Consider the following 12811-nt stretch of genomic DNA (forward strand, 5'->3'; position numbering starts at 1 on the left):
TTAAATTGAAAAGGGCCTGCACCCTCGATCCGCACAAAAAGATCATAGCACAACAGACAAAACTTGTCAGAGCGCAAATTCTGCCGTCTTGCCAAAGCCAGGCAACACCGGCGCACCGGCATTGAATTCGAACCGCCACGAGATCTGATCGCCGCTTTTGTAGCCGATCTTCACCTCGCCAAGCGCCCCCGACATGAACAGAGCCGCAATGCGCCCGCCATCCTTGACCTGCGCCAACAATGCGGCAGGAATATCCTCAACGCCGCCCTCGATGATCATCACGTCATAAGGGCCATGTTCGCCAGCCCCGTCGACCAATGCGCCTTGGTGAACGATGGCATTGTCGGCGTTGCTGTCGCTCAACAGGTCCTGCGCTTCCGACGCAAGTGCCTCATCTTCTTCGACACCGATCACCATTTGCGCCAGTCGCGCCACGACCGCAGTCGAGTACCCGAGCCCGCAACCCACATCGAGCACCAGCTCATCTTCGCGCACATCAAGCGCATCGAGCATCTTGGCCAATGTCCGAGGCTCGGGAATGACGCGGCCCTCGCCCAGCGGAATGCTCTGGTCGGCATACGCGACCTCGGCCTGGGCGTCGGGGGCAAAATTCTCGCGCGGGATGGCAAGCAAGGCCTCAATGATCGGGTATTTGGTCACATCCGCCGGGCGGATCTGAGTGTCTACCATCATGCGGCGGCGGTCGGCGAAATCAGTCATCTGCTAAACTCGTATGTTCAGGCATTTGCATGAGTACTGACACATCGCGGCGAGCGCGGCAACGGCCCCTTTTGTGCAATGCGACGGGAACGGTCGCGCCTGTTGCCCTCAAGCTGCCCTCCACGGCCTGAATTTATAGTCGGCGCAAAAAATACCCCCGCGCAGCGGAGGTATCTACAGGCCGTAATGGCTCCACGCCAAACTCTCTGAGGCGAAGCCGCCGCATCCAGGGGCGCGTCACCGAAAAAGCCACGCGCCCAAGGGGCAACACTTCAGACCAGCGTCAGGCTGCGCTCGGGCCGCATTTCGGCAACGCAGCGGTCAGGCCGAGCAGGATTCGCAAAACGGGGTCTCCGGATGCGCGTGCAGGTGATCTGGTGCAATGTCCGCACCACAGATCCTGCAGTAGCCGTATTCACCCGCGTTCAACCTGTCGAGCGCGGTGAGAATAGCCCCCACTTCTCCGCTCCCTTTATTGACAGAACGACCGCTTGGCCGCTCAACCTTCGCCAGCGCAGACAAGCCCATCCCTGCATGCATGCCCATCGACAAAGCGCTCAACCGAGTTTCCAGACTTTCCTTCTGAACCTTGAAATCCATTGCGCCACCTCCTGCAACAGCTACGCCTCGATTTGGAACGCGCATCACGACAAACAAGTGTCATTGTGCACATCAGGCCCCGAGCAGGCCAAATCTTGCCACCACGCGTCGGCAGCATCGCACGTCCACACACCACGATACTGTACAACAATCACACAACCATAGGGCGAAAAAACATCACCAAATCGTCTGCGCACACGCCGGACACCAGCGCAGGATCGGGCCGCAACTTCAATCTCCTTGCCATTTGCGCCGGGATCGGAGATTTTTGAACCTTCAGAAGCGGTTCTCTCTCGTGAACCGCGCATGCATGGAGAGATTTTGCCCATGATTCGCATGTTCCTATTCGGCCTCATGATCCTCGGCCTTGCTGCCTGTGAAACGACCAAAGGCGCAGGCCGTGATCTGCAGAAAGCCGGGCAGACGATTTCCAATACGGCTCGGAACGTCCAGAACTCGATCTGATCGCAGCTCAACCGCCGTAGAGTTTGCGGGCAATGATGGCACTGACCGGCACTGCGGCAATGAACCCCGCCAGCGCGGCGATCAATATCGACCAGAGCGTCGAGTATCCGGTCACCAGCGCGGCAATCACGGCGCTCCCTGCCAGTGTCGAGCCAATGAAAATGTGCAAGATCAGGGCCAAGCGAAGCATGTCGAACCTCATGTATTGAACTTTGGCCCTGTCTAACGCGGCCTTGAACCTCTTTGCATTGATCTAAGTCAGGTCACGACCTGCGCTTCAATCCGGCTCGCCCCCATTTGACGCGGCGCCTTGGACGCGCGCTCAATACACCCCTCGCACACCAGACGCCTTGTCATAAAAAAAGCGGAGCAAACGCCCCGCTTTTCTGCTCATCCATGGTGTTAGACGCGCTCAGTCGTCCATCTTGAGGGCCGAGATGAAGGCCTCTTGCGGGATTTCAACGCGACCGAACTGACGCATCTTCTTCTTACCCGCTTTCTGCTTGTCCAGCAGCTTGCGCTTCCGGCTGGCATCGCCGCCGTAGCATTTCGCGGTGACGTCCTTGCGCAGAGCCGACAGGGTTTCGCGCGCGATCACCTTGCCGCCGATGGCAGCCTGGATCGGGATCTTGAACATGTGACGCGGGATCAGATCCTTGAGCTTCTCGCACATGGCCCGGCCCCGCTGCTCGGCCCGGTCGCGGTGCACCATCGTCGAAAGCGCATCCACCGGTTCGTCATTCACCAGCACCGACATCTTGACCAGGTTGTCGGTGCGATAACCGATCATCTGGTAGTCGAAGGACGCATAGCCCTTGGTCACCGATTTCAGACGGTCATAGAAGTCAAACACCACCTCGTTCAGCGGCAGGTCATACACCACCATGGCCCGAGAGCCCGCATAGGACAGATCCAGCTGAATACCGCGACGGTCCTGGCAAAGCTTCAGCACATCGCCGAGAAAGTCGTCGGGCACCAGAATGGTCGCCTTGATGCGTGGCTCTTCCAGGTGGTCGATGGTGGACAGGTCGGGCATGTCGGCGGGATTGTGCAGCTCCTGCATCTCCCCGTCCTTGGCATAGACGTGATACACAACGGACGGTGCCGTGGTGATCAGTTCGATGTTGTATTCGCGTTCGATCCGGTCGCGGATCACCTCAAGGTGCAACAGCCCCAAGAAGCCGCAGCGGAAACCGAACCCAAGTGCGGCAGAGGTTTCCATTTCATAAGAGAAAGAGGCGTCGTTCAGCGCCAGCTTCTCGATCGCGTTGCGCAGATCCTCAAATTCCGAGCTATCGACCGGGAACAGACCACAGAACACCACCGGCACAGAAGGCTTAAAGCCCGGCAATGCCGTCTCGGAGCCCTTCTTCTCGTGGGTGATGGTGTCGCCGACCTTGGTGTCGCGCACCTGTTTGATCGAGGCCGTGATAAAGCCGATCTCGCCGGGGCCCAATTCGTCCACAACCTGCATGGGCGGACGGAATACGCCGATCCGCTCGACGCCATAGCGCGCACCGGTCTGCATCATCTTGATCTGATCGCCCTTCTTCAGGACACCATCCATGATCCGCACCAGCACGATCACACCCAGATAAGCATCATACCAGCTGTCGACCAGCATGGCCTTCAGCGGCGCGTCGCGGGTGCCTGTGGGCGCAGGCAGACGCGTCACGATGGCTTCCAGCGTTTCTTTAATGCCGATGCCGGTCTTGGCGGAGACCTGAATGGCATCCGTGGCGTCAATGCCGATCACATCCTCGATCTGCTCCGCCACACGCGCACAATCGGCGGCCGGCAGGTCGATCTTGTTCAACACCGGGACGATTTCGTGATCTGCGTCGATCGCCTGATAAACATTGGCCAGCGTCTGCGCTTCGACCCCCTGCGTGCTGTCGACCACCAGGAGCGAGCCTTCAACCGCGCGCATGGAGCGGGAGACCTCATAGGCAAAGTCGACGTGACCCGGAGTGTCGATCAGGTTCAACACGTAGTGCTCGCCGTCATCTGCCACATAGTCAATGCGGACGGTGTTGGCTTTGATCGTGATGCCCCGTTCGCGTTCGATGTCCATGGCGTCGAGCAGCTGCTCTTTCATGTCACGATCCTGCACCGTCCCCGTCGATTGGATGAGGCGGTCAGCAAGCGTGGACTTCCCGTGGTCGATATGGGCGACGATGGAGAAGTTGCGGATTTTGGAGAGCTCTGTCATGACAAGCGCATATGATTGGGATTTTGCCTTTGGTCAAGATGGATCATGCGTCGCACCGCGCGCAACCGGCAGTCCCTGTGCGACGTGTTGCCGCTTCTGCGACTTCCCGACGTCCGGGCCTCCTTGCCCCATTGATCCGTCTGGATGAAATGTGAAATAAACACTCAGTTCTCATCCCTTTCCAAACTGCGCAAAACCGGAGATCAAACATCGTGTTTCGCCTCGCCCTAGCCGCTTGCCTCTGCATATCCTCCACTCTGGCCACGGTCCCAACTGCCGACGCCGGGACCATCGAACGCGCCTGCCGCAGCTCCGACCGAGGCGCCGCACAAGCGTCGCTGTGCGGCTGCATCCAGAAGGTCGCGGAATTGCGCCTGACCCGCTCCGAGCAGCGCACCGTCGCAAAATGGTTTGCCGACCCGCACCGCGCTCAGGAGGTTCGTCAATCCTCCAGCCGAAGCGATGAGCGGCTCTGGAAGCGATACAAGACCTTTGGCAGCGATGCGGAACGGATTTGCGGCTAAATCATCCGGCCCGTAACATGGAAATGGTTAATTCCCTCTCGGGTGTTAACGAAATAGTTTTGAAAAAACTGAATCCCTTTGCAAATCATCACTTTTGATAACTTTTTCTCTTCCCAAACTAATAAAATAAAAATAGAACCATTGCATATTGTTTCATGTGCGGGAAAATCCTGTGCTGTGCAGTGTTCGGACGCTCCCCCCGGCAGAAGTATCGCGTGATGGAGTTTGAGAGAGATTGAACTTTTTGGAGCTTTTACATGCTGATGAAAGGCGTCACACTTCGGGGGCTAGAGGTTTTTGAAGCACTGGCAAAGTCGGGTTCAGTCGCGCAGGCGGCTGAAATTACCGGACTGAGCCAGCCAGCTGTGAGCCAGCAGCTTCGCAATCTTGAAAAAGCGCTGAGTTCCGATTTGGTGGACCATGGGCGCAGACCTATGGTTTTAACATCAGCAGGCCGCAGTTTCCTGTCCCGAACCCAGGCCGTCCTCAGCGAACTGCGACTGGCACAGAGTGAATTGACCGTCATGGATCTTTCGCATCTGCCGGCCCTGTCGCTGGGGTTGATCGATGATTTCGACAATGACCTCACGCCGCGTCTGGCCACCATTCTGGCCGACAGCCTGACCCAATGCCGGTTCAAGATGGTGACGTCCTCCAGCCATGATATTTATCGAGCGATGGAAGCCAAGGACCTGCACATCGGCATCGCCGCATCGACCGGAGAGCTGCGCAGTGGCGTGACCGAATACCCCCTGGTCGAGGATCCTTTCATCCTTGTGGCACCGCGCGGTGCAGTCACCGCGCCAGAAGACATTGGCAGCCAATTGAACCACCTCCCTCTGCTGCGCTACGCGCGCGATCAGCTGATCTCTCAGCAGATCGAGTCGCATCTGACCCGCAGCAAGCTGGAGTTCGAGGACCGCTTCGAGATCGGCTCTCACCTGGCGCTGATGGCGATGGTGGCCCGCCGCATTGGCTGGGCGATCACTACACCGCTTGGATACATGCGAGCGGTGCGCTTTCACGATGACATCGACGCCTTCGCCCTGCCCTTCGCCGGATTTTCGCGTCGGATCTCGCTCTTCTCGCAGTCGGACTGGCCCGATACGGTGCCGCTCGAGGTTGCAGATACCGTGCGCCGCCTGGTTCAGAGCCAGATGATCACCCCGGCGGTCAACCGGCTGCCCTGGCTCGCTGGCCAGATGCGCGTGATCGACGCCTGAGCCTTTAGCCCGCCCCCAAGATCCTGCGCTGGAGGCCCGTCGCCGCGGCCTCCAGCAAATCCAGACAGCCGTCAAAATCGCGGGTGTAATACGGATCCGGCACATCCTGCGCCACGTGCCCCGGTGCCATCGGGGCGAATAACTCCACAGGCGTGGTGTTTCCACTCGGTCGCAGGTCTTCGACATTGCGCTGGTTTTCGCCATCCATAACGATGATGAAATCGAATTTCAAAAAATCCTCGGATGTGAATTTCCGCGCCCGCAAGTCCGACATATTAATAGAACGTTTTTTCGCTGCGGCCTGCATTGGGCCATATGGCGGAGCCCCTGTGTGAAAATCCGATGTTCCGGCACTGTCGGTTTCGATTTCCGGGCATTTATCCCGAACCAAAGCCTCTGCTGCGGGAGAACGGCAAATATTGCCGAGGCAGACAAACAGGATGCGTTTCATCAGATAGCCCCTTTCGATCAGAAATGATGGAATGCGAGGATTTACCCGGCGCAATCTCCGTGTCAAATCATACTCCGACAGGCCAAGCACGGACCAGCAGAAGGACACAGTACCGATGACAAAAATCGTGATCCTGACCGGTGCAGGTATTTCCGCCGAAAGTGGGCTCGGCACCTTTCGTGATAAAGGCGGGCTTTGGTCGCTGCACAAGATCGAAGATGTCGCCTCCCCGGACGGGTTTTCACGCGACCCCGACCTGGTCCATCGCTTCTACTCCGCGCGCCGCCAGCAGGCTGCGCAAGCGGTCCCCAATGCCGCCCACGCCGCATTGGCGCGACTGGAGCGCGACTGGCCCGGTGACGTAGTGATCATGACCCAGAATGTGGACGGCCTGCATGAGGCTGCCGGCGCTCATCGGGTTCTGCACATGCACGGGACACTCTCAGGCGCGCTCTGCGCCAATTGTGAGCACCGATGGACGCACCGCCGGAAATGTCGCCTGACACCGCCTGCCCCGCCTGTGGCGCGCGCACGGCCCGATGTGGTCTGGTTCGGCGAGCTGCCCTATCACATGGACGAGATCCTGACCCACCTGGAAGAGGCCGATATATTTGTCTCCATCGGCACGTCGGGACAGGTCTACCCGGCGGCCTCCTTCGTGCAGGAGGCCAGGATGCAGGGCGCAGAGACGATAGAGCTGAACCTGGAACCCTCAGAGATCAGCGCCGCCTTCACACAGCATCACTATGGCCCCGCGTCGGAGGTGGTGCCGCAGTGGGTCGCGCGCCTTCTGCCTGACCCCGCCTGACTCAGCTCAGCCTGCCTGACACCGCCTGCCGGATGCAGAAAGCCCCGGCGCAGGGGCCGGGGCTTTGCAAGATGGCAACGAGATCAAACCCGCGGCGATGGCCTGTCTCTTAGTTGGACTCGCCGTCGCCATGATCAGAATGGCCGTCATGATCGGCGTGGTCTGCGTGGCCCTCATGGCTGCCGTGGCCAGCCTTGGACTGACGCGCCATATCGACCGGGATCTCGACGGTGACTTCACCGGCGCTCTCGAACACAAGCGTGACGTTGACGGAATCACCGTCCTTCAGCTCGCGGGTCAGCCCCATGAACATCACATGGTCGCCACCACGTTTCAGCTGATGGGTCTCGCCAGCCGAAATGGCAAAGCCTTCCTCCACATGCATCATCTTCATGACGCCATTTTCGTCTTCACTATGAGTGTGCAGCTGCACGCGCTTGGCCACGTCGGACCGCACATCAACCAGCCGGTCATCGACATCACTGTGATTGATGATCTCCATAAATGCGGCGCCCGCCATCTTGTTCGAGGCGCGCGCATAGGCGTCCTCGATAATCATATGTGCAGAGGCGGCGCCCGCGAGGGCAAGGGTCGCTACGGTCGAAAGGGCAGCCGATAGGGTGAGGGATTTGAAAGACATCTCGTGTCTCCTTTGAAAACTGGGTGTTGGCCGGATGCCTTCGGCGCGGCCGATCTGAGTGTGAGAGGTGCTTCAGATCAGACCAGCGGCGGTGCGCGCGCCCGGGCAACGGGAGCAGTTCCGACGTCGCATTGCGCGCGCGGCGCAACCGGAGCGGCCCGCCGCGCGGTCGCATGCGGCGCCGTCAGCGCAGAAGGATCCTGAACCAGATCAAGGAGATGGGTGATGCAATCTGGGCAAATATGCGGCGCGCCTGTCGGTTCGCCATTTTCATCGACATAGACGCTCACCGGCCCGCTGCCGGTGCACAGGATCACCTGTCCCGTTGCATCACGCGCAAACCGGCTGGCGGCGGCACTATGGCCGGTCATCAGCAGGGCTGCAGCAAGCAGCAGGGCAATATACTGTCTGAGCCGTTTCATTGCGTTAGATATCTCAGGAAGCCCGCCCTGCCTCAAGCCTCAAGCGCATGTAACGGGCAAAGAGTCGCGCCTGCGCGCCCAGCGCGGGTCTGAGGCAATCACACACGCAAAGACCGCCGTGCAAACACACGACGGTCTTTAAAATTCTGGGCAGGATCACAAGGACGCGTCAGACCAATCAGGCCTGAGCAGCTTGTGCCTTTGCAATCTCTTTCTTGACCTTCAGCGCAGTGTCGGACAGTTCAACGTCCTTCGCCTTTGCAAGGAAGGCGTCCAGACCACCGCGGTGATCGACAGAACGCAGAGCCGCTGCGGAGATGCGCAGCTTCACACCACGACCGAGGATCTCGGACTGCAGGGTGACGTCGTTCAGGTTCGGCAGAAAGCGACGCTTGGTTTTGTTGTTGGCGTGGCTGACATTGTTGCCAGTCATCGGGCCTTTTCCGGTCAGTTCGCAACGGCGCGACATGGTGTTATCCTTCGTATCTGCGGCGTCCCGACCTCTGTGTGGCCTGCCCGGCCGTGTGAAGTCAGTCGCCAAATTACAAGGGCGCTGCCATTGGCTGCGCCCGAAAACTGGTTGCATGCGTTTAGGAGGAATCACCGGGATGGTCAAGCCATATGCGACGCTTTTGTGGCAGTCCGACCGACATTCCTGCACCCTTCCCATCAGCGCTGGCGGCCTTGTACAATTTTCACCGGATCAGACAAGCCCTGAGGTCGGGCGATGCGCCTGATCGCGGCAGGCAGCCCCCCGGTTATACCCGACCTGCCCACGCCCGAGTCGTCAGCGATTGGCCACACCAAGCCCGGTCAGCAAATCCCGCGCTGCGGCCTGCGGTGTTTGCGCCCCTTCGGCCACCTCGGCGGAGAGTTCGGTCATGCGGGATTTGGCCCAGGGCGTGTCGAGCCGCGCCGACAGCGCCTGACGCACCTCCTCGGCGAACCAGTATTGCGCCTGCGCCGCCCGGTTGCGATCCCAGTGACCGCTTTGCCGCCGCCACTCAGCCAGGGCCTGGATCTCTGCCCAAGCGGTATCAAGCCCTGTCGCCTCAACCGCAGAGACCGTCAGCGCCTTGGGAAACCCTTCCGGGTCCTGAGGACGCTTGCGCAGCAACCGCAATGCCCCGGCATAGTCGGCACAGGTGCGGGTCGCGGTGGATTTCAGATCGCCATCGGCCTTGTTCACGAGAATCATGTCCGCGATCTCCATGATGCCGCGCTTCACCCCCTGCAGTTCGTCCCCGCCGGCAGGGGCAAGCAACAGCATGAACAGATCCGACAGCTCGGAGACCACGGTTTCAGATTGTCCCACCCCCACGGTCTCGATCAGCACCACGTCATAGCCCGCTGCCTCGCACAGGGCGACCGCGTCGCGGGTGCGGCGGGCAACGCCGCCCAGATGAGTCTGGCTCGGGCTGGGGCGGATGAAGGCTGCAGGTTCGCGGCTCAACCGCTCCATCCGGGTCTTGTCGCCAAGGATGGAGCCACCAGAGCGCGCAGAGCTTGGGTCTACCGCCAGCACCGCCACGCGCAGCCCCTTCCCGACCAACATCATGCCGAAGGTTTCGATGAAGGTGGATTTGCCAACCCCCGGCGTTCCCGACATCCCTATGCGCAAGGCCTGACGGCCGCTTGTGGTGAGCGATGACAGCAGTTCGTCGGCTTGAGCGCGATGGTCCGCCCGCGCGCTTTCGACCAGCGTGATCGCCCGGGCCAGCGCCCGCCGGTCCGCGTTCAAGATCCTGTCACTCAGCTGTGCGATGTCCATGGCGCGCCTCTTGTCCTCACCGCGCATTGATGACGCAGGCAAGACGCGCTTGTCCAGTGGCGCCCGCCGCAAAATCCATAGAAAACCCAGCCGACAGTCTGCCAGAAATGACGCCGCTGTACCGGCACCAACGCCTTCCCTCGCAGCCCGTGGACCCGACTCGGTGCTCTGCCTGGGTGCTCCGCGACCACCGAACACGCGGCTTTGGACTGGACAAGGCGCTGATCGGCTCCGTTCATGATGCGATCCCGTTGAGGGACGGCGTTACACTGTCTGGACCTCGCGCCTGCGATTGGCGATAAGCGCCGCCATGACACGGCTCCCCATCGATGACGCGCTGCCCGACCTGATCTCTGCCCTGCGCCGGAGCGGCCGCGCCGTGCTGCAGGCGCCACCGGGTGCGGGCAAGACCACCAAGGTGCCGCTGGCGATGCTGGAGGCGAAGCTGACCGAGGGTCGCATCCTGATGCTGGAGCCGCGCCGCCTCGCCGCCCGCACCGCCGCCGAGCGCATGGCCGCAACCTTGGGCGAAAGCACCGGCCAGACCGTCGGTTACCGGGTGCGCGGCGAGGCCAAGACCTCCAAGGCGACCCGCATCGAGGTGGTGACCGAAGGCATCCTGACCCGGATGCTGCAATCGGACCCGGACCTGCCGGGCATCGGCGCGGTGATCTTCGACGAGTTTCACGAACGCTCGCTCAACGGCGACCTGGGCCTCGCCTTCTGCCTCGAGGTCGCGGGCGCCCTGCGCGACGATCTGATGCTGCTGGCGATGTCCGCCACCCTCGATGCCGGTCCGGTGGCCGCGCTGATGGAAGCGCCGGTGGTGACGTCCCAAGGGCGCAGCTACCCGGTGGAGACACGCTGGCTCGACAGTCCGCTGCCCGCCCGGGCGCGTAGACTGGACGCGCTGGTGGACCTCGTGACCCGCGCCGAGGCCGAGACCCGCAACAGCGGTGGTGGTGGTGGCGGCCTTCTGGTGTTCCTGCCCGGCGAGGGCGAAATCCGCCGCGCCGCCAGCGCGCTGGAGCGCCGCCTGCCCGGCGATTGCCACATCCGCCCGCTGTTCGGCGCCCTGCCCTTTGCCGAGCAACGCGCCGCCATTGCCCCCGCATCCGAAGGCCGCAAGGTGGTGCTTGCGACCTCCATTGCCGAGACCTCACTCACCATCGAGGACATCCGCGTGGTGGTGGACATGGGACAGGCCCGGCGCGCGCGGTTCGATCCCGGTGCAGGCATGTCGCGGCTGGTGACCGAACGTGTGACCCGCGCCGAGGCCACGCAAAGACAGGGCCGCGCAGGACGGGTCGCCGAGGGCACCTGCTATCGGCTCTGGGCCAAGGGCGAAGAAGGCGCGTTGATGGCCTATCCCCCGGCAGAGATCGAGGCGGCCGACCTCACCGGACTGGCGCTGGAACTGGCGCTTTGGGGCGCAGAACCCGATGATCTGCCCTTGCTGACCCAGCCCCCCGCGGGCAGCCTGGCGGAGGCCCGCGCGTTACTGCAGATGCTGGGCGCGCTGGACGCGCAAATGCGCATCACCGACCATGGCCGCGCGCTGGCGCGTCTGCCGCTTCATCCGCGTCTGGCGCATATGCTCGCGGTGGCCGGCCCCGACAGTGCCCTGCTCGCGGCGTTGATGGCCGACCGCGACCCGCTGCGCGGCGCACCAGTGGATCTGGCCCTGCGCCTGGAGGCCCTGCGCGATCTGCGCCGCTTTCGTGACCGCCGCCCCTATCAGGTCAAGACCCCCGCCCTCCAGGCCATCACCGCTGAGGCCAAGCGCCTGCGCACGCGGCGCGGCGGGCAGAGCGACAGGGCCGCCAGCGCCAAGGGCGGACCCGCCGCATCCCTCACATCCGAGCCCCTCTCCCCCGCCGCCATGGCCGCGCTGGCCTACCCCGACCGGGTGGCACAGCGGCGCAAGGGCGATGACGCGCGCTACGTGCTGGCCGGGGGCAAGGGCGCGGTGCTGGAAAATTCCGACCCGCTGGCCTCCGCCCCCTATCTGGTGGTGACCGACAGCGACGGCAACCCGCGCGAGGCAAAGGTACGGCTGGCGGCCCAGATCACCCTGCCCGAGATCCGCGGATTATTTGCCGACCAGATCACATGGCAGGATGTCTGCAGCTGGTCCAAACGGGATCGTCGCGTGGTGGCGCGCAGGCAGGAACGCTTTGGCGCGCTGGTGCTGGAGGACCGCATTTGGAAAGATGTGCCGCCCGAGGCCGTGGCCACTGCCATGCTCGACGGGGTGCGCGATCTCGGGTTGCGCCTCTCCCCGGCGGCCACGCGGCTGGCCACCCGCGTGGAACTGCTGCGCGCCGAAGGACATGACCTGCCGGATTTCTCCGACGCCGGGCTGATGGCGAGCCTCGACGATTGGCTGCTGCCCATGCTCGGCGCTGTCCGCAACGACAGCGACTGGAAGGGCTTTGACGCGCTGCCCGCCCTGCGCGCGGCACTGACCTGGGATCAGACCCAGCTTCTGGACCGCGAGGTGCCGGGCAGCTTCATCACCCCGCTGGGGCGCAAGGTCCCCATCGACTACGCCGGTGAGGTGCCGGGCATCGAGGTGCGGCTGCAGGAAATGTTCGGCGTCACACGACACCCCACCGTGGCGGGCGTGCCGCTCAAGGTCACGCTGCTGTCCCCCGCCCGCCGCCCGATCCAGATCACCCGTGATCTGCCGGGGTTCTGGTCCGGCTCTTATGCCGATGTGCGCAAGGACATGCGCGCGCAATACCCCAAACACCCCTGGCCCGAAGACCCGACCCAGGCCGAGGCCACCCTGCGCGCCCGCCCCCGGCGCTGAGATCGCAAAATTTGCACCAATTCGTATCATGCAGGCGCGGCACCCCCGGCCTGCGGTGTCATAAAACCGTTGCACTATCAGCCGAATTTGCATACTCACCATCGGTCAATCACATCCGTTCACCTTCAAGGACACCCGGTCACGCCGGACTGTTTATCAC

At 62.1% G+C, this 12811-nt stretch carries 14 protein-coding genes; 5 read left to right on the forward strand and 9 right to left on the reverse strand.

The features are described from left to right. Positions 1 to 66: 66 nt before the first annotated feature. A complete protein-coding gene (locus tag CLV89_RS07135) occupies positions 67 to 720 on the reverse strand; it encodes a protein-L-isoaspartate O-methyltransferase family protein (protein WP_106162947.1) in 654 nt (217 codons plus the stop codon). A gap of 321 nt (positions 721 to 1041) precedes the next feature. After that, positions 1042 to 1320, reverse strand: coding sequence for a TraR/DksA family transcriptional regulator (locus tag CLV89_RS07140; RefSeq protein WP_106162948.1), 279 nt, complete (start codon positions 1318 to 1320; stop codon positions 1042 to 1044). Positions 1321 to 1647: 327 nt separating this feature from the next. On the opposite strand from CLV89_RS07140, the gene CLV89_RS07145 reads away from it, so the two are divergent. Continuing rightward, positions 1648 to 1785, forward strand: a complete 138-nt coding sequence (locus CLV89_RS07145; RefSeq protein WP_106162949.1) for an entericidin A/B family lipoprotein — start codon at positions 1648 to 1650, stop codon at positions 1783 to 1785. Positions 1786 to 1792: 7 nt separating this feature from the next. Here CLV89_RS07145 and CLV89_RS07150 read toward each other — a convergent pair whose 3' ends face one another. Together CLV89_RS07150 and lepA are read right to left on the reverse strand one after the other, a co-directional pair. Further along, the gene (locus CLV89_RS07150) at positions 1793 to 1975 is read right to left on the reverse strand and encodes a CTP synthetase (RefSeq protein WP_106162950.1); all 183 of its coding nucleotides are present in this window, start codon (positions 1973 to 1975) and stop codon (positions 1793 to 1795) included. Between the two features lie 222 nt (positions 1976 to 2197). Continuing rightward, positions 2198 to 3997, reverse strand: a complete 1800-nt coding sequence (gene lepA / locus CLV89_RS07155) for a translation elongation factor 4 (RefSeq protein ID WP_106162951.1) — start codon at positions 3995 to 3997, stop codon at positions 2198 to 2200. A gap of 212 nt (positions 3998 to 4209) precedes the next feature. Between lepA and CLV89_RS07160 the strand changes: the two genes are divergently transcribed. Together CLV89_RS07160 and CLV89_RS07165 are read left to right on the forward strand one after the other, a co-directional pair. Next, the gene (locus CLV89_RS07160) at positions 4210 to 4521 is read left to right on the forward strand and encodes a hypothetical protein (RefSeq protein ID WP_106162952.1); all 312 of its coding nucleotides are present in this window, start codon (positions 4210 to 4212) and stop codon (positions 4519 to 4521) included. A 257-nt stretch (positions 4522 to 4778) separates the two neighbouring features. Further along, positions 4779 to 5744, forward strand: coding sequence for a LysR family transcriptional regulator (locus CLV89_RS07165; RefSeq protein WP_106162953.1), 966 nt, complete (start codon positions 4779 to 4781; stop codon positions 5742 to 5744). Between the two features lie 4 nt (positions 5745 to 5748). Here CLV89_RS07165 and CLV89_RS07170 read toward each other — a convergent pair whose 3' ends face one another. After that, positions 5749 to 6198: a low molecular weight protein-tyrosine-phosphatase gene (locus tag CLV89_RS07170; protein WP_106163115.1), complete on the reverse strand. Its 450-nt coding sequence runs from the start codon at positions 6196 to 6198 to the stop codon at positions 5749 to 5751. 112 nt (positions 6199 to 6310) lie between these two features. Here CLV89_RS07170 and CLV89_RS07175 point away from each other — a divergent pair, with 112 nt between their 5' ends. Next, entirely contained in the window at positions 6311 to 7003 is a 693-nt protein-coding gene (locus CLV89_RS07175) for an NAD-dependent deacylase (protein ID WP_106162954.1), read from the forward strand. A gap of 109 nt (positions 7004 to 7112) precedes the next feature. Here the strand turns inward: CLV89_RS07175 and CLV89_RS07180 are convergent, their stop codons facing one another. From CLV89_RS07180 to meaB, 4 genes are all read right to left on the reverse strand, one after another. Further along, positions 7113 to 7643 carry a copper chaperone PCu(A)C gene (locus tag CLV89_RS07180; protein ID WP_106162955.1) on the reverse strand — a complete coding sequence of 177 codons (531 nt, stop codon included), beginning with the start codon at positions 7641 to 7643 and terminating at the stop codon, positions 7113 to 7115. Between the two features lie 77 nt (positions 7644 to 7720). Beyond that, the gene (locus tag CLV89_RS07185) at positions 7721 to 8065 is read right to left on the reverse strand and encodes a hypothetical protein (protein WP_106162956.1); all 345 of its coding nucleotides are present in this window, start codon (positions 8063 to 8065) and stop codon (positions 7721 to 7723) included. A gap of 178 nt (positions 8066 to 8243) precedes the next feature. Further along, positions 8244 to 8534 (reverse strand): 50S ribosomal protein L28, encoded by a 291-nt coding sequence (rpmB, locus tag CLV89_RS07190; protein ID WP_106162957.1) that lies wholly within the window; start codon positions 8532 to 8534, stop codon positions 8244 to 8246. A 318-nt stretch (positions 8535 to 8852) separates the two neighbouring features. Next, positions 8853 to 9836 (reverse strand): methylmalonyl Co-A mutase-associated GTPase MeaB, encoded by a 984-nt coding sequence (gene meaB, locus CLV89_RS07195; protein ID WP_106163116.1) that lies wholly within the window; start codon positions 9834 to 9836, stop codon positions 8853 to 8855. 310 nt (positions 9837 to 10146) lie between these two features. Between meaB and hrpB the strand changes: the two genes are divergently transcribed. Next, complete coding sequence (hrpB, locus tag CLV89_RS07200; protein WP_106162958.1) at positions 10147 to 12651, forward strand: ATP-dependent helicase HrpB; 2505 nt, start codon at positions 10147 to 10149, stop codon at positions 12649 to 12651. Positions 12652 to 12811: the final 160 nt, after the last annotated feature.

The sequence above is a fragment of the Tritonibacter scottomollicae genome, from assembly GCF_003003215.1.
GTDB lineage: Bacteria > Pseudomonadota > Alphaproteobacteria > Rhodobacterales > Rhodobacteraceae > Epibacterium > Epibacterium scottomollicae.

Coding starts and splice junctions, on each gene's coding strand:
- CLV89_RS07135 (WP_106162947.1), bottom strand. CDS start 720: ATGACTGATTTCGCCGACCGCCGCCGCATGATGGTAGACACTCAGATC.
- CLV89_RS07140 (WP_106162948.1), bottom strand. CDS start 1,320: ATGGATTTCAAGGTTCAGAAGGAAAGTCTGGAAACTCGGTTGAGCGCT.
- CLV89_RS07145 (WP_106162949.1), top strand. CDS start 1,648: ATGATTCGCATGTTCCTATTCGGCCTCATGATCCTCGGCCTTGCTGCC.
- CLV89_RS07150 (WP_106162950.1), bottom strand. CDS start 1,975: ATGCTTCGCTTGGCCCTGATCTTGCACATTTTCATTGGCTCGACACTG.
- lepA (WP_106162951.1), bottom strand. CDS start 3,997: ATGACAGAGCTCTCCAAAATCCGCAACTTCTCCATCGTCGCCCATATC.
- CLV89_RS07165 (WP_106162953.1), top strand. CDS start 4,779: ATGCTGATGAAAGGCGTCACACTTCGGGGGCTAGAGGTTTTTGAAGCA.
- CLV89_RS07175 (WP_106162954.1), top strand. CDS start 6,311: ATGACAAAAATCGTGATCCTGACCGGTGCAGGTATTTCCGCCGAAAGT.
- CLV89_RS07180 (WP_106162955.1), bottom strand. CDS start 7,643: ATGTCTTTCAAATCCCTCACCCTATCGGCTGCCCTTTCGACCGTAGCG.
- CLV89_RS07185 (WP_106162956.1), bottom strand. CDS start 8,065: ATGAAACGGCTCAGACAGTATATTGCCCTGCTGCTTGCTGCAGCCCTG.
- rpmB (WP_106162957.1), bottom strand. CDS start 8,534: ATGTCGCGCCGTTGCGAACTGACCGGAAAAGGCCCGATGACTGGCAAC.
- meaB (WP_106163116.1), bottom strand. CDS start 9,836: ATGGACATCGCACAGCTGAGTGACAGGATCTTGAACGCGGACCGGCGG.
- hrpB (WP_106162958.1), top strand. CDS start 10,147: ATGACACGGCTCCCCATCGATGACGCGCTGCCCGACCTGATCTCTGCC.